The organism is Streptomyces sp. NPDC028308 (genome assembly GCF_055565855.1).
The window spans coordinates 291,915-315,579 of the sequence record NZ_JBVHTO010000004.1 but is presented as its reverse complement, the minus strand read 5'-3'; the positions used below and the strand labels follow the sequence as shown (position 1 = coordinate 315,579).

General features: G+C 72.6%; 16 protein-coding genes and 1 pseudogene. 8 read left to right on the top strand and 9 right to left on the bottom strand.

What is annotated here, in order from left to right; all coding sequences use genetic code 11:
- Positions 1-76: 76 nt before the first annotated feature.
- Positions 77-1,927 carry an alkaline phosphatase family protein gene (locus ACZ4VA_RS11575; RefSeq protein WP_468081117.1) on the bottom strand — a complete coding sequence of 617 codons (1,851 nt, stop codon included), beginning with the start codon at positions 1,925-1,927 and terminating at the stop codon, positions 77-79.
- A gap of 664 nt (positions 1,928-2,591) precedes the next feature.
- A complete protein-coding gene (locus tag ACZ4VA_RS11570) occupies positions 2,592-4,211 on the bottom strand; it encodes an acyl-CoA synthetase (protein ID WP_468080975.1) in 1,620 nt (539 codons plus the stop codon).
- A 176-nt stretch (positions 4,212-4,387) separates the two neighbouring features.
- Here ACZ4VA_RS11570 and ACZ4VA_RS11565 point away from each other — a divergent pair, with 176 nt between their 5' ends.
- From ACZ4VA_RS11565 to ACZ4VA_RS11540, 6 genes are all read left to right on the top strand, one after another.
- Positions 4,388-5,188 carry a crotonase/enoyl-CoA hydratase family protein gene (locus tag ACZ4VA_RS11565; RefSeq protein ID WP_355793417.1) on the top strand — a complete coding sequence of 267 codons (801 nt, stop codon included), beginning with the start codon at positions 4,388-4,390 and terminating at the stop codon, positions 5,186-5,188.
- A 47-nt stretch (positions 5,189-5,235) separates the two neighbouring features.
- Positions 5,236-6,213 carry a Zn-ribbon domain-containing OB-fold protein gene (locus ACZ4VA_RS11560; protein WP_356164345.1) on the top strand — a complete coding sequence of 326 codons (978 nt, stop codon included), beginning with the start codon at positions 5,236-5,238 and terminating at the stop codon, positions 6,211-6,213.
- Entirely contained in the window at positions 6,213-7,259 is a 1,047-nt protein-coding gene (locus tag ACZ4VA_RS11555; protein WP_468080972.1) for a thiolase domain-containing protein, read from the top strand. Before ACZ4VA_RS11560 ends, ACZ4VA_RS11555 begins: the two co-directional genes overlap by 1 nt.
- Entirely contained in the window at positions 7,256-8,422 is a 1,167-nt protein-coding gene (locus ACZ4VA_RS11550; RefSeq protein ID WP_356164341.1) for a thiolase domain-containing protein, read from the top strand. The genes ACZ4VA_RS11555 and ACZ4VA_RS11550 overlap by 4 nt, the downstream gene beginning before the upstream one ends.
- 83 nt (positions 8,423-8,505) lie before the next feature.
- Positions 8,506-8,748 (top strand): DUF397 domain-containing protein, encoded by a 243-nt coding sequence (locus ACZ4VA_RS11545; protein ID WP_028799506.1) that lies wholly within the window; start codon positions 8,506-8,508, stop codon positions 8,746-8,748.
- A 349-nt stretch (positions 8,749-9,097) separates the two neighbouring features.
- Positions 9,098-9,595 (top strand): hypothetical protein, encoded by a 498-nt coding sequence (locus tag ACZ4VA_RS11540; protein WP_356164339.1) that lies wholly within the window; start codon positions 9,098-9,100, stop codon positions 9,593-9,595.
- A gap of 98 nt (positions 9,596-9,693) precedes the next feature.
- Here ACZ4VA_RS11540 and ACZ4VA_RS11535 read toward each other — a convergent pair whose 3' ends face one another.
- Positions 9,694-11,679 carry an N-acetylmuramoyl-L-alanine amidase gene (locus ACZ4VA_RS11535; RefSeq protein ID WP_468080969.1) on the bottom strand — a complete coding sequence of 662 codons (1,986 nt, stop codon included), beginning with the start codon at positions 11,677-11,679 and terminating at the stop codon, positions 9,694-9,696.
- Between the two features lie 263 nt (positions 11,680-11,942).
- Positions 11,943-13,085, bottom strand: coding sequence for an aminoglycoside phosphotransferase family protein (locus ACZ4VA_RS11530; RefSeq protein ID WP_356164335.1), 1,143 nt, complete (start codon positions 13,083-13,085; stop codon positions 11,943-11,945).
- A gap of 234 nt (positions 13,086-13,319) precedes the next feature.
- Between ACZ4VA_RS11530 and ACZ4VA_RS11525 the strand changes: the two genes are divergently transcribed.
- Entirely contained in the window at positions 13,320-14,819 is a 1,500-nt protein-coding gene (locus ACZ4VA_RS11525; protein WP_356164333.1) for a DNA-binding protein NsdB, read from the top strand.
- A 9-nt stretch (positions 14,820-14,828) separates the two neighbouring features.
- Here the strand turns inward: ACZ4VA_RS11525 and ACZ4VA_RS11520 are convergent, their stop codons facing one another.
- From ACZ4VA_RS11520 to ACZ4VA_RS11500, 5 genes and pseudogenes are all read right to left on the bottom strand, one after another.
- Entirely contained in the window at positions 14,829-16,256 is a 1,428-nt protein-coding gene (locus ACZ4VA_RS11520) for a PP2C family protein-serine/threonine phosphatase (protein ID WP_468080966.1), read from the bottom strand.
- 347 nt (positions 16,257-16,603) lie between these two features.
- Positions 16,604-17,616: pseudogene (locus ACZ4VA_RS11515) on the bottom strand (Gfo/Idh/MocA family protein).
- 58 nt (positions 17,617-17,674) lie between these two features.
- Positions 17,675-18,769: a baeRF3 domain-containing protein gene (locus tag ACZ4VA_RS11510; protein ID WP_356164327.1), complete on the bottom strand. Its 1,095-nt coding sequence runs from the start codon at positions 18,767-18,769 to the stop codon at positions 17,675-17,677.
- A 124-nt stretch (positions 18,770-18,893) separates the two neighbouring features.
- Positions 18,894-20,522, bottom strand: coding sequence for an FMN-binding glutamate synthase family protein (locus ACZ4VA_RS11505; protein ID WP_468080963.1), 1,629 nt, complete (start codon positions 20,520-20,522; stop codon positions 18,894-18,896).
- 284 nt (positions 20,523-20,806) lie between these two features.
- Positions 20,807-22,381 (bottom strand): alpha/beta hydrolase, encoded by a 1,575-nt coding sequence (locus tag ACZ4VA_RS11500; RefSeq protein ID WP_389389296.1) that lies wholly within the window; start codon positions 22,379-22,381, stop codon positions 20,807-20,809.
- A gap of 401 nt (positions 22,382-22,782) precedes the next feature.
- Here ACZ4VA_RS11500 and ACZ4VA_RS11495 point away from each other — a divergent pair, with 401 nt between their 5' ends.
- Positions 22,783-23,631, top strand: a complete 849-nt coding sequence (locus ACZ4VA_RS11495) for a GNAT family N-acetyltransferase (RefSeq protein ID WP_356164325.1) — start codon at positions 22,783-22,785, stop codon at positions 23,629-23,631.
- Positions 23,632-23,665: the final 34 nt, after the last annotated feature.

Genomic DNA, 23,665 nt, shown 5'->3' with positions numbered 1-23,665 from the left:
TTCGGGATCAGTAATTCAGGGGCCCGGGCGGATCGTCAAGGTGTGTGCGGCGCCGGCCACGGCACGCGTGCGCCGGTCAGGGCTTCGTGGCCGGGGCGGCAGAACCGGGATGAGGGCCGTACGCCGTCAGGAACCGGTCGCGGAACTTGTCCATGCCCCACCTCGGCGCGTCCTCGGCGGGCTTGAGGCCCTCCGTCCAGTTCCACCCGGAGATCTTCTCCAGCACCTTCGGGTCGTGGGCGACGACCGTGACCGGCACGTCCTTGCCCGCGCCGCTGCCGGTGACCGTCGGGTTCGGCTGGTGGTCGCCGAGGAAGACGAGCACGGTGTTCTCGTCGCCGTACCGCTCCACGAACTCGGTCAGGCTGTGCAGCGAGTACTCGATGGCCCGCCGGTACTCGGTGCGCACGTCCTCCGGGTTCTTCCAGACCTCCTTGGGGTCCTTGCCCTCCTTCTTGATCTGCTCGAAGAGCGATCCGTCGCCGAGGTCGTCCCAGTCGACCATGCGGGCGATGGGCGCCCACGGGTTGTGGCTGGAGGCCAGGATGATCTCCGCCATCATCGGCTTCCGGTCCTTCTTGCCGTGCTCCAGCCGCTCGAAGGCCTCCAGGCTGAACTGGTCCGGTACGGGCGTCCAGCTGAAGTATGGGCCCTTGTAGCCGAGGTGCTCCGAGTCGTAGATGTGGTCGAGGCCGAAGAACTTGCCCTCGGGCCAGGCGCGACGGACCCCGGGCACGATGCCGACCGTGCGCCAGGCGCCGGTCTTCTGGAAGTAGCTGGTCAGGGTGGCGCGGTCGCTGGAGGTGAGATTGCGGTAGCGCTGCTGGTTCTTGATCCAGAGACCGGACAGGAACGTGGAGTGGGCCAGCCAGCTGCCCGCGCCGGCGATCGGCGACTTCAGCCAGCCGCTGCGCGAGGAGAATCCGGCGGCCTTCAGCGACGCGGTGCCGTCCTTCAGTACGGCGTCGACCTGCTTGGCCATCGCCGGGTCCTCGATCGCCGAACGCCCGTAGCTCTCGATGAACGTGAACAGGACGTCCTTGCCGCGCAGTCCGGTCAGCAACTGGTCCGGCGGGGTGTCGGCGAAGGCGTCGACGCGGGCCTGCTCGGCGAACACGCGGCCGTCGCGGATACCGGCCCGCACCTGGTGCGCCCGGTTCTCCAGCAGGTTGGCGTTGAGCTTGGCGGCCACCGGCACGTCGGTGAACTGCACGCCGAGCGTCACGCAGGTGATCCACGCGGTGCCGAGGACGAGGGTGGTCCGGGCGGCGACCGTGCGGTGCGCGGCCATCAGTGTGCTGACCCGCACGACGGCGAGGGCCACCAGGACGAGCAGGACCACCACGAGGGCGACGACCGCGACCACGGCGAGCAGCGCGCCGGTCCGGCCGACGGACTCCTTCAGGAACTCCGCCGCGTCGTCGAACAGGATCCAGTCGAGGACCAGGTCGAACGGCCGGTCCAGCACCGAGTAGAAGCCCATGTCGATGAACTTCAGGACGGTCAGCAGGCCGAGGCCGATTCCCGCGCACCACGCGGTGATCCGCCGCGCCCGCGGCGGCAGCACGAGCAGCAGCCCGGCGAGGAGCACGCCCTCGGCCGGGATGCGGAGGAAGGCGCCGAAGCTGAGGCGGTCGAGGTGGTTCGGCACGAGGAGGGCGAACAGCACCAGGGCGCCGGCGAGGACGGTGGTGCCGACGGTCACGGTCCGGGCCGCCCGCGGGTACCTGCGACGCCAGCCCCACCAGCCGGCCCGGACGGCGTCCCCGTCCCCCTCCCCGGCACCGGCGGCCTCCTCGGGCGTGTCGCCTTCGGCGGGTTCCCGGAGGCCGGGGGTGTCGTCGCCGGCCTCGGCATCGGGGCCCTGGTCGGCGGCATCGCTTTCGCCGGGCTCCCCGGGTATCGCGCCGTCGTCGTCCGCTTCCACGGCGGAGGAGTGCGGGGTGGTGACGCCGTCGCCGGAGTCCGGGGCGCGGTCGCCTTCTGCGCCGGCGGCTTCGAGGTCCGGGGCGGCGTCGCCCCTCGCGCCGGCGGTTTCGCGGCGCGAGGTGCTGTGGCCCTCCGGGGTGGGGTCTTCGGGGTGCGGGGTGCCGTGGCCATCCGTGGCGAGGTCTTCGAGGCCCGAGGTGTTGTCGGCCTTCGTGGCGGCGTTCTCGGCACCCGGAACGCCATCGCCCGCCTCGCGGGCTACCCCGGCATCGCGGGTGTCATCGTCCGTCGCGGTGTCCGCGTCACCGCCAACGCCACCGCGGTCCGGCTCCTGCGTGCCGGGCCGTCCGTCACGCCCGGGCGCCCGCTGGGAGCCGACCCGGCCGGCGTCCGCCGGGGTGTCCGGTCCGGGGACGGCGTCCGCCGTCGCGCCGGGACCGGCGGCAGCCGCCTCCGCTCCGGTGTCCGGCTGTTGCGGCGAGCGCGTGATGTGCGACACGCGAAGGTCCTTCCGTACGAAGCCCGTGCTGACGCGGCGGAACCGCCCCGAGGCCGGGACCGCCACCCTCCGTACGGCCCGCCTTCACCCGCAGTTCAATCCGCACGGTCAACCGCGCGCAAAGACTACGCCGGGACCCGCCGACCACTCCGTACACGCGGCCCTAGATGTCCGCCCGCACCGCGACCCCGCGCGCCCACCGGTAGTCGGCCTTCCCGCTCGGCGAACGCTGGATGCTGTCCGTGATCACCAGCTGTCGCGGCACCTTGTACCCGGCGAGACGGGAACGGCAGTGCGTCTGGATGTCCTCCAGGGACGGTTCGGCCGCTCCCCGGCGCAACTGGACCACGGCTGCCACGTGATTGCCCCACGTGGCGTCGGGCACCCCGGCGACCAGTGCGTCGTAGACGTCCGGGTGGGCCTTGAGGGCCTGCTCGACCTCCTCCGGATAGACCTTCTCGCCCCCGGTGTTGATGCACTGGGAGCCCCGGCCGAGGACGGTGACGACGCCCTCCTCGTCGACCGTCGCCATGTCACCGAGGAGGACCCACCGCTCACCGTCCTTGTGGAAGAAGGTCTCGGCCGTCTTCTTCGGGTCGTTGTAGTAGCCGAGGGGCACGTGACCGCGCTGCGCGATGCGCCCGGGCTCGCCGACCGCGACCGGTTCGTGGGTGGCCGGATCCACCACCCGCGTACGGTCGTTGACGCGCACCCGGAAGCCCCTGTCCGGGCCCGAGTCCGGTGTCGCCGTGCCGTTGAAGCCGGACTCGGAGGAACCGAAGTTGTTCAGCAGCATCACGTTCGGGACGAGCGCCTGGAACTGCTCGCGGACCGTCTCCGACATGATCGCCCCGGACGAGGACACGCTGAACAGCGAGGAGCAGTCGGTGCCCTTGAGGGGGCCGCCGAGCGCGTCGATCAGTGGCCGCAGCATGGCGTCGCCGACCAGGGACACGCTGGTGACCCGCTCCCGCTCGATGGTGCGCAGCACCTCATCGGGCACGAACTTGCGGTGGATCACGACGCGTTGGCCGAAGTTGAACCCGATGAACGCGGTGAGCGTGGAGGTGCCGTGCATCAGCGGGGGAGTCGGGAAGAAGGTGATGCCGTCGCCGCCCGCCGCCACGCGCTCGGCCAGCTCCTGCGGGGAGGCGACCGGCTCTCCCGTCGGCGCGCCGCCGCCCAGCCCGGAGAAGAACAGGTCCTCCTGGCGCCACATCACGCCCTTGGGCATGCCGGTCGTGCCGCCCGTGTAGATGATGAACTGGTCGTCCGCCGACCGCGACGGGAATCCCCGTGCGGGAGAGCCCGCGGCCTCGGCGTCCCTGAAGTCCACCCCCGGCGCGGCGACGGCACCGGGCCCGGGGCTCCCGACGCGGACCAGGTGCCGCAGCGCGGGAGTACGCGGCAGGGCCGCCGCCACGCGGTCGGTGAACTCGGCGTCGTAGACCAGGGCCACCAGATCGGCGTCCCGGTAGAGGTAGACCAACTCCTTCTCGACATAGCGGTAGTTGACGTTGACCGGCACGATCCGCGCCTTCAGGCAGGCCAGCACGGTCTGCACGTACTCGACCCCGTTGTAGAGATGGAGTCCGAGGTGCTCGCCGGGACGGACACCGGCGTCGATCAGGTGGTGGGCGACGCGGTTCGCCGCCGTGTCGAGCTCGGCGTAGGTCAGACGGCGCTCGGCGCCGGTGCCGGGGTGGTCGATGTACACGAGTGCCTCGCGGTCGGGGACCACGTCGACGACCGACTCGAACAGGTCGGCAAGGTTGTACTCCACCGCTCCTCCTGACCCCGGGCAGGCCCGGTATCCCTCGGCTCGTCGGTCATCAGAGCAAAGCGGGACCCAACAGGGAAGGGCCCGGGGCGAAGAAATCTGACTGTCTGTCAGAAAACCCTTGTACTGGCCCGGCGCCTCCTGCAACCTGTTCTCGTTCCTGAGACGGGAGGACGGCAATGGGTGGGACGGAACACCTCACCGTGCAGCGCGAAGGCGCCACACTGGTGCTCACGCTCAACAGGCCCGAGGCCAAGAACGCGCTCTCGCTGCCGATGCTGGTCGGCCTGTACGACGGCTGGACCGAGGCCGACGAGGACGACACCGTCCGCTCGGTCGTCCTCACCGGAGCGGCCGGCACGTTCTGCGCCGGGATGGACCTCAAGGCGCTCGCGGGCGGCGGGATGGACGGGCAGCAGTACCGGGACCGGCTCAAGGAGGACCCGGACCTGCACTGGAAGGCGATGCTGCGCCACCACCGCCCCCGAAAGCCGGTGATCGCCGCAGTCGAGGGCCACTGCGTCGCGGGCGGCACGGAGATCCTCCAGGGCACCGACATCCGGGTGGCCGGGGAGTCGGCGACCTTCGGGCTCTTCGAGGTCAGGCGCGGCCTGTTCCCGATCGGCGGGTCCACGGTCCGCCTCCCGCGGCAGATCCCGCACACCCACGCCCTGGAGATGCTGCTCACGGGGCGCCCGTACAGCGCCGAGGAGGCCGCCGCCATAGGGCTGATCGGCCGGGTCGTCCCCGACGGCACCGCGCTCACCGAGGCGCTGCAGATCGCCGAACGGGTCAACGCCTGCGGCCCGTTGGCCGTCGAGGCCGTGAAGGCGTCCGTGTACGCGAACGCCGGCCTGAGCGAGACCGACGCACTGGCCGCCGAACTGGAGCGCGGCTGGCCGGTCTTCGACACCGCCGACGCCAAGGAGGGCTCCCGGGCCTTCGCCGAGAAGCGCCCGCCCGTCTTCCGGCGCGCCTGACCTCCGGCAGGAGACGCGGCGCTCGACCCCCGAAGGAGCCACCCGGGATGCCCGAAGTCCTCAAAGCCCCCCTGGTCCTCGAATTCCCCTTCACCCGCTCGCTCGGCCCCGTCCAGAGCGCCTTCCTCACCGGTCTGCGCGAGCGGGTCGTGCTCGGGGTGCGGACGACCGACGGCAGGACGCTCGTCCCGCCCGTCGAGTACGACCCCGTGACCGCCGAGGAGATACGCGACCTCGTCGAGGTCGCCCCCACCGGCACCGTCACCACCTGGGCGTGGAACCACGCGCCACGACGCGGCCAGCCCCTCGGCACCCCCTTCGCCTGGGTGCTCGTCCGCCTCGACGGAGCCGACACCGCCCTGCTGCACGCCCTCGACGCCCCCGGACCCGAGGCCGTCCGCACCGGCATGCGCGTCCGTGTGCGCTGGGCGGGGGAACGCTCCGGCGCCATCACGGACATCGCCTGCTTCGAACCGCACGAGGACCCGCCCGGCGTCAGCGCCCAGTCGCCCGGACGGGCGGGCGCGGCCGAACCGGCACCCCACGACGGGCGGTTCGACGACATGGTGACCGGCATCGTCGCCCCCGCCCGCCTCGACTACGTGTACTCGCCCGGCCGCGCCCAGACCGCCTTCATCAACGCCCTCGCCGACCGGCGCACGGTGGGCGAACGCTGCCCGTCCTGCCGCAAGGTGTACGTCCCGCCCCGGGGAGCGTGCCCGACCTGCGGGGTCGCCACGTCGGAGCAGGTCGAGGTCGGCCCGCGCGGCACGCTCACCACGTACTGCATCGTCAACATCAAGGCGAAGAACCTCGACATCGAAGTGCCCTACGTCTACGGGCACATCGCCCTCGACGGCGCCGACCTCGCCCTGCACGGCCGCATCGCGGGCATCCCCTACGACCAGGTGCGCATGGGGCTGCGGGTCGAACCGGTCTGGACGGACGGGGGCCGGTACCCCGACCACTACCGGCCCACCGGCGAACCCGACGCGGACTACGAGGCGTACAAGGAGCTGCTGTGATGCGGGACATCGCCGTCGTCGCCTTCGGGCAGACCGACCACCGGCGCACCAGCGACGAGCTCTCCGAGGTGGAGATGCTCCTCCCGGTCCTGCACGAGGTCCTTGACCGGACCGGCCTGCGGACCAGCGACATCGACTTCACCTGCTCGGGCTCCTCGGACTACCTCGCCGGCCGCGCCTTCTCCTTCACCATGGCGCTCGACGGGGTGGGTGCCTGGCCGCCGATCTCGGAGTCCCACGTGGAGATGGACGGCGCGTGGGCCCTGTACGAGGCGTGGACCAAGCTGCTGACCGGCGACGCCGACACCGCGCTCGTGTACGGCTACGGCAAGTCGTCGCCCGGCTCCGTACGGGACGTCCTGACCCGCCAGCTCGACCCGTACTACGTGGCGCCTCTGTGGCCGGACTCGGTCGCCCTCGCCGCGCTCCAGGCGCAGGCGCTCATCGACGCGGGTGAGACCGACGAGGGCGCCCTCGCCGCCGTCGCGTCCCGCAGCCGCGCCTCCGCGGCCCACAACCCCCATGCCCAGCTGCGGGGTTCCGTACCGCACGGCGACTACGCGGTGCGCCCGCTGCGCACCGGCGACTGCCCGCCCGTCGGGGACGGGGCCGCGGCGGTCGTCCTCGCGGCCGGCGACCGCGCCCGTGAGCTGTGCGAGCGGCCCGCCTGGATCCGCGGCATCGACCACCGCATCGAGGCGCACTCCCTCGGGGTACGCGACCTGACGGACTCGCCCTCCACGCGCCTCGCCGCCGAGAAGGCCGGCGCCTTCGAACGACCGGTCGACACAGCCGAGTTGCACGCCCCCTTCACCTCGCAGGAGGTGGTCCTGCGCAAGGCGCTGCGGCTCGGCGACGACGTCCGAGTGAACCTCTCCGGGGGCGCGCTCGCCGCCCACCCCGTCATGGCCGCCGGGCTCATCCGCATCGGCGAGGCCGCCGCCCGCGTCCACCGCGGGGAGTCGGACCGCGCGCTCGCCCACGCCACGTCCGGGCCCTGCCTCCAGCAGAACCTGGTCGCCGTACTCGAAGGGGACGCCCGATGAGCAAGGAGCCCGTGGCCGTCGTAGGCATCGGCCAGACCAAGCACGTGGCCGCCCGGCACGACGTGTCCGTCGCCGGCCTGGTCCGCGAGGCCGCCCGGCGGGCCCTCGACGACGCCGAGCTGACCTGGGCCGACGTCGACGCCGTCGTGATCGGCAAGGCGCCCGACTTCTTCGAGGGCGTCATGATGCCCGAGCTGTACCTGGCCGACGCGCTCGGCGCCGTCGGCAAGCCGATGCTCCGGGTCCACACCGCCGGTTCCGTCGGCGGCTCGACGGCACTCGTCGCCACGAACCTGATCGCCGCACGGGTCCACGGCACCGTCCTGACCCTGGCCTTCGAGAAGCAGTCGGAGTCGAACGCCATGTGGGGCCTGTCCCTGCCGGTCCCCTTCCAGCAGCCCCTGCTGGCCGGCGCGGGCGGCTTCTTCGCCCCGCACATACGTGCCTACATGCGGCGCACCGGCGCCCCCGACACCGTCGGCTCGCTGGTCGCGTACAAGGACCGCCGCAACGCGCTCAAGAACCCGTACGCGCATCTCCACGAACACGACATCACCCTGGAGAAGGTCCAGGCCTCGCCCATGCTGTGGGACCCGGTCCGCTACTCGGAGACCTGCCCGTCCTCGGACGGGGCCTGCGCGATGGTCCTCACCGACCGGGCCGGCGCGGCCCGTTCGCCGCGCCCGCCCGCCTGGCTGCACGGCGGGGCGATGCGCAGTGAGCCCACGCTCTTCGCAGGCAAGGACTTCGTGTCGCCGCAGGCCGGCAAGGACTGCGCCGCCGACGTCTACCGGCAGGCGGGCATCGCGGACCCGCGCCGGGAGATCGACGCCGTCGAGATGTACGTCCCCTTCTCCTGGTACGAGCCGATGTGGCTGGAGAACCTCGGCTTCGCCGCCGAGGGGGAGGGCTGGAAGCTCACCGAGTCCGGCGTGACGGAGCTGGACGGCGACCTGCCCGTCAACATGTCGGGCGGGGTCCTCTCCACCAATCCGATCGGGGCCTCCGGCATGATCCGCTTCGCGGAGGCCGCGCTCCAGGTGCGCGGACAGGCGGGAGAGCACCAGGTGGACGGGGCCCGCCGGGTGCTGGGGCACGCCTACGGCGGCGGATCCCAGTTCTTCTCGATGTGGCTGGTCGGCGCCGCGCCTCCGGTCTCCTGAACCCGTCCCCCTCACGTGGCCTGTCCGCCACCCGAACCGATCGCTAGGCTGGCGGCGGACGACGAACCGGGAGGAGCACGGACGTGGCCGAAAGCACCATCGAGCAGCACCCGCTCGCGGGCTGGGACAAGCCGGAGCTGGATCTCAGCAACGCCGAGTGGCAGTCCAGCAGCCGAGGACGGGGAGACGTCCAGATCGCCTTTGTCGAGGGCTTCATCGCGATGCGCAACAGCGGCCGCCCGCAGAGCCCTTCGCTGATCTTCACGCCCGCCGAATGGGGCGCGTTCGTGTCGGGGGCACGCGAAGGCGAGTTCGACCTCACCTGACAGCCCGGACTCCCACTAGAGAGCCCGGCCCTCACCTGAGAGCCTGCCCCGCCACCCCCTCCCGCCGGCCGGGAGGGGGTCGGCCGGCCCCCTCCCGCGCGCGACTGTCCGGCGCCACCGCCGCTCCACCGCGGACCGCGGCCGGCCGCCACGCCCGCCGCCGTCCTGCCCGCCCGCACACGGCGAGGGCATGTACGCGAAGACGTCCAGGGCCCCGAGGGTGCGCGTCGGCCGGACGGGAGTGACCGGCGGTGCGCCGTGGGCCGGGGTGACGTCCCGGCCGTGTTCCCGGCCGCCCGCCCCGGCGCCCCCAGGGCCCCGCACCCGCCCGGGCACGTACCATGGCGGCATGTCCTTCCTCCGCCGCCGCAGCGCCACACCCGCCGGCCCCGACTTCGACGTGCTGGCCATGGACCCGGGCGACTGGCCGGGCAATCTCGGCGCCGGCCTGCTCCCCGCCCCCGACGGCAGCTGCCAGGGCGTCTTCCTGCGCTACGACCTGTTCGGCGGACGCGGCCCCGCGATGATCATCGGCAATCTGCCGGAGGGCTCCCCGGCCCGTGACATCGAGGAGGACGAGGTCCCGTTCGAGGTGGCGCAGCTCCTGCTCGCGCTGGAGAACGAGGAGGAGGTCACGGTCGTCGGAGCCGAGGACATGCCGGTGATGCAGGGGGACAACCTGCTGATCGTGCGCCGCCTCAAGCTCTCCGAGAGCCGTATCTCGTGCGTCCAGTTCGACCGCAGTGACAACGTCCTGGTGACCATCGCCGCCTGGGACCGCCCCATCACCGACGACCTGTACGCGCTGCTGAAGCCGCTGCCGGCGGAACTGTTCCAGCAGGGCTGAGCCCAGGACGGGACTCCCGGTGCCGGAGCGCAGGCACCCCCGGAGACGACAGGGCCGGGCCCGCGGCGACGCGGACCCGGCCCTTTCCGTGCGCGGCGCTACGAGGCGGAGCCGGTGAGCTCCACGTCGGCGGCCCGGACGAAGGCCACCCGGTGGCCGAACTGGATCTCGTAGTACTTGTCCTTGCCGATCACGACCTTGTGCGGGGCCGTGTCGAAGGTCGGCGCGTAGAAGTACTCGCCGGCCACCGTGGCGCCGACCGCGTAGCGCTGGCCCGCGAGCAGCTTGTACGGCAGCGGGGAGACGGCCTGCACCGGCACGCCCGCCGGATACGCCTCCTTCTCGGGGTACGCGCGTCCGTACACCGGGACCTCGCTCAGACCGGCCTTCGGGGTCGCCACCCGGCCCGTGGCGTCCACCGCCGTGGGCTGCTTCCTCGGGTTCTTGAACCAGGCCTTCTGGCCCAGGTACCAGATCGCCGTCCAGTCGCCGTCACGCTCCGCCACCGCGTACCGCTGGCCGGTGGAGACGCGTGAGCCGATGTCGTTCACGTCGGTCGTGGAGTCGCCCCCGGAGGGCCGCAAACCGATGTCCTTGATCAGCGGCGAGCTCTCGTCGGGCAGGCTGTACAGCCGCACCTCGCTGGAACCGTGGGCCGCACAGGGCTCGCCCTTGGTGACGCAGCCCGTGTAGAGCGGCTTGTGCTCGGCGTACTTCGGCAGCACCGTCACCAGCCCGCCGTCGGCCTTGGCCGTGCGGTGGAAGGGACGGCCCATCAGCGCGAAGTAGTGCTGCCAGTCCCAGTAGGGGCCCGGGTCCGTGTGCATGCCGGGCACCGTCGACGCGGTCGGGCCCGGCACGTTGTCGTGCCCGAGGATGTGCTGGCGGTCCAGCGGGATGCCGTACTTCCTGGCCAGGTACGTCACCAGCCGCGCCGACGAGCGGTACATCGCCTCCGTGTACCAGGCGTCCGGAGAGGCGAGGAAGCCCTCGTGCTCCAGGCCGACCGACTTGGCGTTCACGTACCAGTTGCCCGCGTGCCAGGCGACGTCCTTGGCCTTCACGTGCTGCGCGATGTGGCCGTCGGTCGAGCGAAGCGTGTAGTTCCAGGACACGTACGTCGGGTCCTGGACCATGTTCAGGACGCCCTCCCAGGCGCCCTCGGTGTCGTGGACGACGATGTACTCGATGCGCTGTGCCGCGGGCCGGTCGCCCAGGTCGTGGTTGCCGTAGTCGCCGTCGCCGAATTCCTCGTAGGGCGCCGGGATCCACTCGCAGGACACGTTCGCCGGGCATTCGGTGCCCTCGGCGGAGGCCTGGCGCAGACCGGCGCGGCGCAGCTGCGCGGTGTCCGGCCGCAGCGCGGGCCGCGCGGCGAGCGTCACGCGCTCTCCGGTGTCGGTGGTGCGCCGCTCGCCCCCGCGGATGACGTCGTACACGTCGTCGGCGTACGCCGCCGCGGTGGCGCTGTCGTCGGCGGCCGAGAAGTGGGCCACCGCCCCGTACCAGTCGGCGGGGTCACCGCTCAGGGGTTCACCCAGCTGCCGCTGGGCGGCGGCGAGCAGCGCGGCGCCGCCCGCCACGTTGGCGGCGGCGTCCGTGCGCAGCCGCTCGGGCGAGAGCCCGGTCAGCTCGGACGCCTTCCTCAACGTCGTGAGCCGTGCGGGCAGTTCAGCGTTCCGCGGCACCTTCGTGCCGGGCAGCAGGGGCGCACGCGAGCCGTCGCCGCGGGCGTCCTCCGTGCCCTCGGAGTGGTGGCGCGCACCGCTCTCGGCGAGCGCGGTGCGGGCATCGGTGAGGTGCATCGGCCCGTAGCCGCCCGAGACGCTCGGCGCTCCGCCGTGCGTGTCCCAGCGGGACTGGAGGTAGGAGACGCCGAGCAGCACGCTCTGCGGGACCCGGTACTCGGCCGCCGCGGCGGCGAAGGCGCCCCGCAGGCTCCCGGCGGGCTCCGGTGCCGAGGTGCCGGACGGGGCGGCGCCGAGCAGCGGCAGCAGCAGAGCGGCCGAGGCGACCGCGACCGCCGTCCTGCGTACGCGTCCGGATGTGCCGGGGGCGTTGGGGTAGGTGGCGGTTCCTCGCAATGCGGCCTCCTGGGACGGTCGGGCGCGGTGGGTGGGGCGGGCCCGACGTGGGTCAGTGGTACCCGCTCTCCGACGATCCGTCAATCATGCCCAGCAGAGGCCGCTTTCCCATGTCAGAGGCGGTCGAAGGGAGTTTCGTGGCGGCGGCGTGGCGGCCTGCGGGGCGTCAGTGGCGTGGACCTCTGGACCCGGTTCGCGCCCGGACATGACGAAGGTCCGCGGTACGCCCCTGTCCCGGGCGTACCGCGGACCGCCATCCCCCGTCAGCGAGTGCCGACCGCCGCTCGGACGGCCTTGCGGGCCATCTGGCAGTCGTCGTGCAGCCGCCTCAGCAGCAGCCGCTGTTCCTCGCCGGACGGCGCAGCACCCGGATGGGCCGGTCCCGGTGCCGCCGGGGTCGTGTCGTGCATCGAACGCTGCACGGCCGTCTCGTAGGTACGGATCTCGCGGGTCAGTACCAGCATCAGGTTGACCAGGAAGGCGTCGCGTGCCGCCGGTCCCGCCGCCTGGGCGAGCTGACTGATCTGGCGCCGCGCCATGGGGGCGTCACCGAGGACCGCCCACAGCGTCGCCAGGTCGTAGCCCGGCAGGTACCAGCCCGCGTGCTCCCAGTCCACCAGCACCGGACCGGCCGGTGAGAGCAGGATGTTCGACAGGAGGGCGTCGCCGTGGCAGAACTGGCCCATGCCCTGACGGCCCGTGGAATGCGCGATGCCGTGCACGAGCTTCTGGAGATCACCCATGTCCCGGTCCGTGAGCAGACCCAGCTCATGGAAGCGGGAGATCCGCTCCGCGTAGTCCAGCGGGGCATGGAAGGTCCCCGCCGGCGGCCGCCACGCGTTCAGCCGGCAGATCGCGCTGAGTGCCGCCCGGATGTCCGCGCGCGGCGGCGTCTCCAGAGGGTGGCGCTGCAGCGCGGCGACCCGACCGGGCATCCGCTCGATCACCAGGGTGCAGTTGTCCGGGTCCGCCGCGATCAGCCGGGGCACCCGGACCGGCGGCCGGTGCCGGACGAACGAGCGGTAGGCAGCTATTTCGTGCCGGATCCGCTCCGCCCAGATGGGGGAGTGGTCCAGTAAGCACTTGGCGACGGCGGTGCTGCGGCCGGTGGTGCCGACCAGGAGCACGGAGCGTCCGCTGCGGCGCAGTACCTGCACCGGAGCGAACTCCGGACAGATCCGGTGCACCGACGCGATCGCCGTGCGCAGCTGCGCGCCCTGGGGGCCGGACAAGTCGAGTCTCCCGCTGAGCGGTTGGGCACCTGGCCCCGGAACACGCCGCGTCCTGCCGGCGCCGAGCACGGGGCCCGCCGCCTGGCGCGCGGGGTCGAGGTAGGGGCCGCTGCCCGCCGGGCGGGAGTGGAGCGACCGGGGCGGAGCGGACACGGAGGACGATGCTGTGTACATGGGCGATACAGATCCCTTCGTGTGCCTGCGAATTGCGGCGTCAACCCGCCCGGTCGCCCTGATGCACCCTGGGGAGTGCCCCAGCGGCAACCGGGTCGGGGTGGCGCGTTCCTACCTGACACCCGGGGGTCACTGGCACACCATCTGGCGCACCCTGGCGAACCCTGGCGAATAGTCGCTCAGCAACTGACAGGCGGTTACTGTCGATTTCAGCCGAGAACCTGGGGGCTTGACGTGAACGGACAACCCAACACCCGCCTGTCGGACCTGTTCGGCCTGGCCGGCTGGTCCAAGGGTGAACTCGCGAGGATGGTCAACAGGCAGGCGGCGGCCATGGGCCACCCCCAGCTGGCGACCGACACCTCACGGGTGCGGCGTTGGATCGACATGGGAGAGATCCCGCGCGATCCGGTGCCGCGGGTGCTGGCGGCGCTGTTCACCGAGCGACTCGGCCGTGTCGTGACCATTGAGGACCTCGGCCTGGTCCGGCACGGGCGCGCGGGGAAGCGGCAAGGCGACGGGAACGTGGAACATCCCGACGGAGTGCCGTGGGCGCCCGACCGTACGGCTGCGGTCCTCACCGAATTCACGGGAATGGACCTCATGCTCAACCGACGCGGCTTGGTGGGCGCGGGTGCCGCGCTCGCCGCGGGATCAGCACTCAGCAGTGCCATGCATGACTGGCTGCACACCGATCCGGCCCTGACCGCCGACGCTCCGGAACTCGACAACCCCCTGCACGCCGACCCCGCTGGGTTCGACCGCTATGAGGCCGCCCCCATCGGGTCGCAGGAGATCGAGGAACTGGAGCGCTCGGTCGAGGTGTTCCGGGCCTGGGACGCCGCCCGCGGTGGCGGCCTCCAGCGCAAGGCTGTGGTGGGCCAGCTCAACGAAGTAGGGGGCATGCTCTCCTACCGGCACCCCGACCATCTGCAGCGGCGCCTGTGGGGCGTCGCCGCCAACCTCGCCGTCCTCGCGGGCTGGATGTCGCACGACGTCGGCCTGGAGCCCACGGCTCAGAAGTACTTCATCATCGCCACCCACGCGGCCCGCGAGGGCGGAGACCGGCCCCGTGCCGGCGAGGCGCTCTCCCGGGCGGCCCGCCAGATGGTGCACCTGGGCCGGCCCGACGACGCACTCGACCTCATGAAGCTCGCCAAGTCCGGCTCGGGCGACGAGATGCTGCCCCGGACGCAGGCCATGCTCTACACCATCGAGGCCTGGGCACAGGCGTCGATGGGCAAGGGCCAGGCCATGCGGCGCACCCTCGGCGAGGCGGAGGACCTGTTCGTCTCCGACCGTGGGGACGTGCCGCCGCCGAGCTGGATGCAGATGTTCGACGAGGCCGACATGCACGGGATGCAGGCGCTCGCCTACCGCACCCTCGCCGAGCACGAGCCGTCGGCGGCCGCCACCGCGCAGCGTCACGCGAAGGAGGCACTCAAGCTGCGCGGGTCCGGACGGGAGCGCTCCAAGATCTTCGACCACATCTCCCTGGCGTCCGCCTGCTTCATCGCCGACGACCCGGAACAGGCCGACCGCTACGCGCGACTGGCGCTGACGTCGATGGGGGCCAACTCCTCCCAGCGCACCTGGGACCGACTGCGCGAGATGTACCGGCTCACCGGGCAGTACTCCAGCTACCCGAAGATCCACGACCTGCGTGAGGAGATCAAACTGTCGCTGCCCAAGGGCGCGTTGAAGCCCAGGGGAGGCAACAGCTCCCGGGCGTGAGGGGCCGGGTCAGGACATCACCCTGGCGACGAGCACGCAGGCGTCGGCCTCGCGCTCCGTCTCGCCGCACTCCTCGACGACCGTTCGTACGCAGTCCAGGGCCGTGCGTGCCGCGCACAGGCGCGGGGCCAGGCCGAGCAGTCGCCGCACGGCGGCCGTCCCGGTGCGTCGCGGGACCAGTCCGTCGGTGCGCAGGAGCAGCACGTCGCCCTCTTCGAGGGTTTCCTCGGCCTGCCCGTACGCGGCGCCGGGGGTCGCTCCGAGCAGCACACCCTCGGGCGCCGTCAGGGCGCGTCCCGTCCCGCCGCGGAACAGCAGCGGGGCGGGATGTCCTGCCCGCGCCCAGGTCAGGGTGCGGGTCTCGGGGCGGTAGCGGCAGCAGACGGCGCTGCCCAGCGCGGGCTGGCCGGTGGCGTCCATCAACTGGTTGAGCCAGGACAAGAGTTGCCCGGGCCGGGTGCCCGCCATGGCCATGCCGCGCAGGGCGCCGAGCAGTGTGGCCATGCCCGAGGCCGCGGCGACCCCGTGGCCCGTGAGGTCGCCGACGCTGAGCAGCGTCTCGTCCCCGGGCAGCTCCATGGCGTCGTACCAGTCGCCGCCGATCAGGGTCCCCGTGGCGGAGGTCAGGTGGCGGCCGGCGAGGTCGAGCGCCCCGGGTCCCTCGTGCAGGGGGCGCGGGGAGCCGCGCAGGGAGGGCAGCACGGATTCCTGCAACTCGGCCGCGAGCCGGCGTTCGGTCTGCGCGAAGTGCCGCTGGCGTTGCAGCGAGTCCCGGGTCTCGCTCACGGTGCGCTGGCTGCGGCGGAGTTCGCTGACGTCGCGCAGGACGGCCCACATGGAGGCGGTGCTGCCGTCGGTGTGCAGGACGGGCTCGCCCATCATGTGCACGGTCCGCACCCCGCCGTCGGGACGCCGGATGCGGAACTCCCCGTCGATGGGTTTGGCGTCGATGAGGCAGTCGGTCACCATCGCCGTGAGCATCGACCGGTCCTCGTCGTGCACGAGGGCCGGGAGCTCGTCGAGGGTGAGCGGGGGAGCGGCGGGGTCGCGGCCGAGGATCTGGTAGAGCTCCCCGGACCAGCTGGCCTCGTCCGTCAGCAGGTTCCATTCGGCGCTGCCCACCCGGCTGAGGAGGGAGCCGTGCAGGGGTGTGTCGGGCTCGGCCCGCTCGGGGCGGACCGTTGGGGGCGCGGGCACGGGCGGCGGCCCGTCGCGCAATTGCGCCAAGTGTGCGTCGAGGTCGTTGAGTTGGTGCATCGCCAGGTCGCAGAGGGCGCGCTGCCAGCGGCCCTGCGGATCGGTGCCGTCGGCGGGAGCGTCACGTCGTACCGCGTCCATCTCTCCGCGCAGCCGCCGCGTCTGCGAGATGAGCGCGTCGACCGTGCCGCTCGGCGGCGGCTGGGCGGCGGGGCTGTCCGCAGAGAGATGGGGGGACATGACGTACTCCGATGCGGGGACGGTGCGACCCGGGAAGTCGGAAGGACCATCACGACTGTGGCACAGCGCACGACGCCCTGTAAGGGATTTGGCGACACCCGACGCGGTCGTGCATCTGGCATATGCCGCAGTCCTCCCGGCCGATGCGGCTCGACCCGATCGCGTACGCTCGTACCGGATCAAGTCGTAGACAGAGTACGCGACTTGACGGCTCATCGGGAGACGTCGGACCCTCGTCCAATCTGTTGTTCGAGGGTCATCTGTGCGACTGCCTTCGGGCGGGTTCCGCGTCCTTACGCCCGCACGGGACGGGACCCGCCCGAAGACGTCCGCGGGCTCCCCTCGGCTCAGGCGTACAGGCCGGGGCGCGGGGCCGCTTCGACGGCCGTCCGCGCGCCGCTCTCCTGCGCGCGGACACCCGCCTCGGCGACGACGGCCGCCGCGTAGCCGTCCAGGCGCTCGGTCCTGCCACCCGGCCCTCACGGGTCGCGTCCACCCACGCCTGGACCTCGCGGTCGTAGGCGTCCGCGAACCGCACGAGGTAGTCCCGCGCCACGTCCTCCCGCGCACCGCCGGCGTCGGTCACGACCATCGTGTGCTCGTCGCCGATCCGCGCGCTCCCCGTCTCGCAGACCGCCTCGCAGCGCACCTGGTAGCCGAATCCGCAGTTCACGAAGATCTCCACGTCCACCAGGGCGCCTTCCGAGGTCTCGAACAGCACCAGCTGGGGATCGCCCAGCCCCTCGGGCGCCCCCGACGAGGGCCGCGGCCGCAGCACGGTCACGGCCGTCAGCTCCTGGCCCAGCAGCCAGCGTGCCGCGTCGATCTCGTGCGACACGGAGCTGTTGATCAGCATCGCGGTCGTGAAGCCGGGCGGCGACGCCACATTGCGGTGCGTGCAGTGCAGCATGAGGGGCCGGCCCAGACGGCCGCTGTCCAGCAGGGACTTCAGGCGCAGGTACTCGGCGTCGTAGCGCCGCATGAACCCGACCTGCGTCAGCCGCCGCCCGAGCCGCGCCTCCGCCTCCACCACCCGCAGCGCTCCCGCCGACTCCGGCGTCAGCGGCTTCTCGCACAGCACCGGCAGCCCGCGTCCGAGCGCGGCCAGCACGGCCTCCTCGTGGGCGGGACCGGGTGAGGCGATCAGTACCGCGCCGACTCCCGGCGCGTCCAGCGCGGCGGCGACGTCCGCGTGCACCGACACCCCGTCGATGCCCGCGACGGCCTCCTTGGCCCGGTCGGTGTCCGGGTCCGCCACCGCGGCGACCCGGGCACCGCTCACCGTCCGGTCCAGGCGCCTTATGTGGTCCGCCCCCATGTGTCCCGCACCCAGAACCGCCACACCCAGTAGTCCGCTCACGCGCTCCGCACCTCTCACGCCGACAGTCCGGTCTTCCGCTCAGATTGTCGGCCGTGGATCAGTAGCGCAGAACCCCCGCGATGCGGTCGGCGTCCGTCAGCGCGCCGTCGGCGAGGAAGCGGACCTCGGCTCCGGTCTCCAGGCACTGCTCGACGATCTCGTCCACGATGTCCTCGCGGGCGTCCAGATCACCGCTCTCGGCGGGCACGAGGTGGTCGCCGTCGTCGCGCACCGTAGCGCGGTAGTTCTCCTCGACGGCGAGCAGCCGGACCCGGCCCTCGGTCGCGCTGCGCCACAGCTCGTCCAGCCCGGCGGCGAACTCCTTGCGCCCCCGCGCGTTCTCGAGTTCCTCCGCCACACCGTCGGCCGTCTTGCGGTCGTGGGCGTCGACGAGGGGGCGGATCGCCTGCCACACGGCGTCGGGCGTCGCCTGGGCGAGCCCGCCGTGGGAGAGGTGTTCGGCGTCCTTGGTGACGGTGCCGATCTCGTCGACGAGGGAGAGCGCGGCGGTCTCCCCGGTGACGTACAGCGTGCGCGGACGCTCGCGCAGGACGGCGCTCATGGCGCTGTCGGCCTCGCGCAGGAAGTGCCGGGTGTCCTCGTCGCGGAAGATGCTGGGCTGGTCGCCGATCCGCTCCTGGCGCTCGGCGTCGAAGTTCTCGCGGTCGCGGGTCATCGGGAAACCATCGCCGTGGTGCTGGGTGACGCGGTCCGTGCCGCCGTTCCACAGCGTGACGTGGTCCGCGGAGAGGGACAGCACCCAGAACGGCCGCTGTGCGGCATGGGCGGCGACGAGGTTGCGGGTCAGGAAGGTGTCCGAGAGCACCACCCGCTCCGGCACGCTGCGGGCCAGTGTCCACACCTGGTGCTCGCCCGGCGCCGCGAAGATCGCGAGTCCGTCCTCCGTGTGTGCCAGGTCGACCTCGGCGAGCGCCTGGTCGAGCTGCTCGACGACGTCGAGGCGGCGTTCGCGGGTGACGGCGGGATCGGCCTCCAGCTGCTTCTTCGCCTCGGCCACCACATTGCGCAGCCGGACGGCGTCCTGGGCGTTGTCGGGTCTGCGGCGGTGGGTCGGCGTCAGCACCGACACGGCCGGGTAGGGCCGCGGCCGGCGCAGCTCGGCAAGGGTCGCGGGACTGAGAGCATGCTCCATATCTGCACGATAGGACCGATTCATCCGGCGGGCATTCGGTACGGGGCCGCCTGGATGCCGGACCGGACGAGACGGGCCGACCCGGTACCGAGGTGGTGCGGCCGCCTCGGACCGTGGCTCCCCGTCAGGGGCCGAAGGAGTCGGGGTGGGCCGCCGCCCAGTCCGCGGCCCAGGAGGCGGGCGGCTCGTGGAGCAGGATGCCGGGCGCCAGCCACTCGTGCAGCCGCGTGTACGGCACGACGGTCGCGGAGTCGGTGCGCCGCACCAGATGGGCGGGCGTCAGCTCGCCCGGGTCGCGCACGCCCATGGCGGCCATCAGCTGCGCCGCGCTCTTGACCGTGGCCCGCTGGTAGCGGTGGACGCGCTCCGCCTTGTCACCGACGTCCAGGGCGCGGACCCGGCGCGGGTCCTGCGTGGTGACCCCGACCGGGCAGGTGTTGGTATGGCAGCGCTGGGCCTGGATGCAGCCGACCGCGAACATCATCGCGCGGGCGGCGTTGGTGTAGTCCGCGCCCTGGATCAGCCGCTTGACGATGTCGGCCCCGGTGGCGATCTTGCCGCTCGCGCCGATCCGGACGCGGTCGCGCAGCCCGGTGCCCACGAGGGCGTTGTGCACGGTGATCAGGCCCTCGGTGAGCGGCATCCCCAGATGGTCGGCGAACTCCAGGGGCGCGGCTCCCGTACCGCCCTCCGACCCGTCGACGACGATGAAGTCCGGGGTGACGTCCTCCGCGAGCATGGCCTGGCACACCGCGAGGAACTGGCGCCGGGACCCCACGCAGAGCTTGAAACCGGTGGGCTTGCCGTCCGCGAGTTCCCTCATGTGCGCCAGGAACAGCACCAGTTCGCGCGGCGTCGAGAACTCCCGGTGATACGGCGGCGAGATCACCGTCTCGCCCTGCGGGACGTCCCGCGTCCTCGCGATCTCGGCGTTCACCTTGGCGCCGGGCAGCACCCCGCCGATGCCCGCCTTCGCCCCCTGCGAGAGCTTCAGCGACACGCACTTGACCTCGGGCAGCGCGGCCTTGTCCGCGAACTCCCGTTCGTCGAAGCCCCCGTCGGAGGTCCGGCAGCCGAAGTACCCCGTCCCGATCTCCCAGACGAGGTCGCCGCCGCCGCGCAGGTGGTACTCCGACAGACCGCCCTCGCCGGTGTCGTGGGCGAAACCGCCCATGGCCGCGCCCTTGTTGAGCGCCAGGATCGCGTTCGAGGACAGCGAACCGAAGCTCATCGCGGACACGTTGAGCAGCGCCATGTCGTACGGCCGGGTGCAGCCGGGCCCGCCGATCCGCACCACCGCCGGCTCCTCTGGCGGCTCCACCGGGCGCATCGACGGCACCAGGAACTCGTGCCCCTCCGCGTACACGTCCAGTTCCGTGCCGAAGGGCTCCTCGGCCTCGACGCCCTTCGCCCGCTCGTACACGATGCTGCGCACGTCGCGGTCGTACGGGCGGCCGTCGTAGTTCCGCTCGATGAAGTACTGCTGCAGCTCCGGACGCAGCGCCTCCATGAGGAAGCGGAGATGACCGAGCAGGGGGTAGTTCCGCAGCACCGAGTGCCGGCGCTGCGCCAGGTCCCACACCCCGAGCCCGGTCAGGGCCAGCAGCGCGCCGGCCGCGATCCACCACCACGGCGACAGGGCGAGGGCCAGGACGGTCGCCCCGGCCGAGGCGAGGGCGACCACGAGGAGCGGGAGGAGTCGGCGCACACCACGAGTCAAACGCACGGGAGGGGAGTCGGCGACGTCAGGCATGCCTCCCGGGTGCCCCCGACGCGGGGTGCCGCCGCGTTCTTGGCGGAATCTTGATCGAATCCATGCCGTGCGGGGAGGATCACCGCCGGTCCCGTCCCGTCCGGGTCGGTCCGGCGCCCGACAGTCCGGGGCCGAGCCCACCCGGAGCCGGAGCCGGAGCCGGAGCCCGTCGGGCCGGGACGGCGTCCCGGTGTCTGCGTCCGACGGCCATCGTCCCGTCCTCCGGAGTGGGCCGGCCTCCCCGGCGTCAGGCCGTCCGGTCGCCCTGCCGGCGGGACCCGTGTTCAGTCGCGGGTGTCGGAACCGCAGGAGCTGCCGTCGTCCGGCAGGGAGCCGTACAGCAGGAAGTCGTCGACCTTCTGGTGCACGCACTTGGAGGACGCGTAGCCCGTGTGCCCGTCCCCCTTGTTGTCGAGCACGACGGCCGAGGAGCCCAGCCGGTCGGCGGTCTCCTGGGTCCAGCGGTACGGGGTGGCCGGGTCGCCGCGGGTGCCGACGAGCAGCATCTTCGAGGTGCCGACGTCCCGGACCTCGTCGCGGATGAAGTCGGTGCCCGGCGGACGGCCGTAGCACATCAGCACCTGGGTGAGCCGGTAGCGGCCGAACACCGGTGACGCGTCCTCGTACTCGTCGCGCAGCCTGCCGATCTCCCGGGTGACCTGCTCGGCGGTGGGCCGGTCGGGGTCGTCCGCGCAGTTGATCGCGATGAGCGCGGCCGGGAGGTTGTCGAAGGGGACCTCCATCGCGTCCACGAGGTCGCCGTCCCGGCGCGGGCCCGCCGCACGGCCGTCGCGGCGCGTGTCCGGCAGGGCGGCGCCGCCCGACAGCTGCATGAGCCCCTGGCTGTCGCCGTCCTGGACGAGGGAGGACAGCGCCTGTTCGAGTGTCGGCCACAGCTGTCGGCTGTACAGCGCCTGACTTATCGCGCCGACGAGGTCCTGACCGGAGAACGCCTGCCCGAAGTCCGTCGGCACCGGGTCCTGGTCCAGCGAACGGATCAGGTCCACGACGTCCTCGCGCGCCGACCGCGTGTCCTCCCCGAAGGGGCAGGTCATGTGCGCGGTGCACCACTCGAGGAAGTCCTCCAGCGCCGTCTGCTGTCCCTCGGCGCCCACCACGCCCTGTTCGGCCAGCGGCTCGGTGAGCGTGTCGACCCCGTCGAGCACCATCCGGCCGACCTTCTTCGGGAACTGCGCCGAGTACACCGCGCCCAGGCGCGTTCCGTAGGAGAAGCCGAGGTAGTTGAGCTTCTTGTCGCCGAGCGCGTCCCGCATCACGTCCAGGTCGCGCGAGGCGTTGACGGTGCCTATGTGCGGCAGGACGGGGCCGGAGTGCTTCGCGCACGCGTCCGCCATCTTCCGCAGGTCCTCCAGGGTTTCGAGCGGATCGCTCTCCTCGGAGCTCGCGGCCTCGGCCTCGGCGGCGCCCTCGCCGCAGCTGACGGGGGAGGACCGGCCGACCCCGCGGGGGTCGAAGGTCACCACGTCGTAGCCGTTCGTCAGACCCATGAAGTCCTTGCCGCCGGCCGCGAGTTCGCTGACGCCCGAACCGCCGGGACCGCCGAAGTTCAGCAGCACCGAACCCCGTTTCGGGCCGGTCGCGCGATAGCGGGCCAGCGCCAGGTCCAGCGTGCCCGCGCCGGGGCGCGCGTAGTCGAGGGGGACGGTGACCTTCCCGCACTGGAGGTCCTCGGGTGCCTCCTCGTCCTCGCAGGCGGACCACTTGATCCTCTGGTCGTAGAAACGCGTCAGGTCGGGGCCGTCGGCGGCGCCCGCCGCGGACGGCAGCTCCACCGCCAGCAGGGCCAGGGTCGCGGTCGCGGCTCCGGCGAAAACGCAGCGTTGGTGCACGGACAGCATGCAAGCCTCCAGGGACGCCCGGCTGCGGACCGGGGGGACCCCACGACCATGTGCCGGGGGCACCCCCTGGATCACGATAAGCGGGCCCCCGCGAGCGTGCCTCCGGACGAGCGGGGCGGGCCGGCCTGTCGTACCCTGCCCGCCTTCTCCTCCGCTCCCGCGCCGCCCGCCCGGCGCGAACGGGCCGGTCGGAGGGGCGGGCGCGACCGGACACGGGGGCGCGCGGCTCCGCGCGCACGGCGGGTCGCGCCGACCGGTCCCGGACAACAGGAGTGAGCGAGTGGCTGGTTGCCGACCCGGGAGCCGCGCCGGGCGTGCCCGGGGCCGTCCCGATCGGCGAGGATGCCCCGGTGCGGCCGACCACCGCGCACCACACGACCCCCACGAAGTGGAGCGCTTCGATGACCTCTTCCGTCTCCCACGACCTCGCCGTGAGCCGGGCCTCGCTGGACGACTGGACGGTGATCACCGAATGGGCGGCGGCCGAGGGGTGGAATCCCGGGCTGTCGGACGCCCCGAGCTTCTTCGCCCAGGATCCCGAGGGCTTCTTCGTCGGGAGGATCGACGGGGAACCCGTCTCGGCGGTCTCGGTGGTCACCTACGGCGCCGACTACGCCTTCCTGGGCTTCTACCTGGTGCGCCCCGATCAGCGGGGCCGCGGCCACGGGATCGCCACCTGGAGGACGGCGCTCGCCCACGCCGGGGACCGCACCGTCGGCCTGGACGGCGTGGTGGCGCAGCAGGACAACTACCGCAGGTCCGGCTTCGCCCCCGCCCACCGGACCGTCCGCCACAGCGGCGTCGCACCGCAACTGCCCGTCCCGCACGGCGTACGGCCCCTCACGGACCCCGCCGTCGTCGCCGCGTACGACAGCGCGTGCTTCCCGGCGGACCGCCCGCGCTTCCTGCGCCACTGGCTCGCCGAGGACGGGCACCGCGCCGTGGCCCGTGTCGTCGACGGGCGGCTCACCGGCTACGGCGTGATCCGCCCCGGCCGGGACGCCCTGCGCGTCGGCCCGCTCTTCGCCGACACCGCCGAGGACGCCCGCGCCCTGTTCGCCGGACTGACCGCCACGGCCCCCGGCCGCGAGGTGGCGATCGACGTGCCCGAGAACAACGCGCCCGCCGTCGCCCTCGCCGAGGACCTGGGCCTCACCCCCTCCTTCGAGACGGCCCGCATGTACACCGGCCCGGTCCGGCCCTTCGCGGCCGAGCGCGTCTTCGGCGTCACCACCCTGGAGCTCGGCTGACCGTACGGCGAGGCCCCCGGGGTTCCGGTCGACG

What these genes read in the sequence shown, in the direction of transcription:
- ACZ4VA_RS11565 (WP_355793417.1), top strand. Translation starts at nt 4,388, where the DNA reads ATGGGTGGGACGGAACACCTCACCGTGCAGCGCGAAGGCGCCACACTG.
- ACZ4VA_RS11560 (WP_356164345.1), top strand. Translation starts at nt 5,236, where the DNA reads ATGCCCGAAGTCCTCAAAGCCCCCCTGGTCCTCGAATTCCCCTTCACC.
- ACZ4VA_RS11555 (WP_468080972.1), top strand. Translation starts at nt 6,213, where the DNA reads ATGCGGGACATCGCCGTCGTCGCCTTCGGGCAGACCGACCACCGGCGC.
- ACZ4VA_RS11550 (WP_356164341.1), top strand. Translation starts at nt 7,256, where the DNA reads ATGAGCAAGGAGCCCGTGGCCGTCGTAGGCATCGGCCAGACCAAGCAC.
- ACZ4VA_RS11540 (WP_356164339.1), top strand. Translation starts at nt 9,098, where the DNA reads ATGTCCTTCCTCCGCCGCCGCAGCGCCACACCCGCCGGCCCCGACTTC.
- ACZ4VA_RS11530 (WP_356164335.1), bottom strand. Translation starts at nt 13,085, where the DNA reads ATGTACACAGCATCGTCCTCCGTGTCCGCTCCGCCCCGGTCGCTCCAC.
- ACZ4VA_RS11520 (WP_468080966.1), bottom strand. Translation starts at nt 16,256, where the DNA reads ATGTCCCCCCATCTCTCTGCGGACAGCCCCGCCGCCCAGCCGCCGCCG.
- ACZ4VA_RS11510 (WP_356164327.1), bottom strand. Translation starts at nt 18,769, where the DNA reads ATGGAGCATGCTCTCAGTCCCGCGACCCTTGCCGAGCTGCGCCGGCCG.
- ACZ4VA_RS11505 (WP_468080963.1), bottom strand. Translation starts at nt 20,522, where the DNA reads ATGCCTGACGTCGCCGACTCCCCTCCCGTGCGTTTGACTCGTGGTGTG.
- ACZ4VA_RS11500 (WP_389389296.1), bottom strand. Translation starts at nt 22,381, where the DNA reads ATGCTGTCCGTGCACCAACGCTGCGTTTTCGCCGGAGCCGCGACCGCG.
- ACZ4VA_RS11495 (WP_356164325.1), top strand. Translation starts at nt 22,783, where the DNA reads ATGACCTCTTCCGTCTCCCACGACCTCGCCGTGAGCCGGGCCTCGCTG.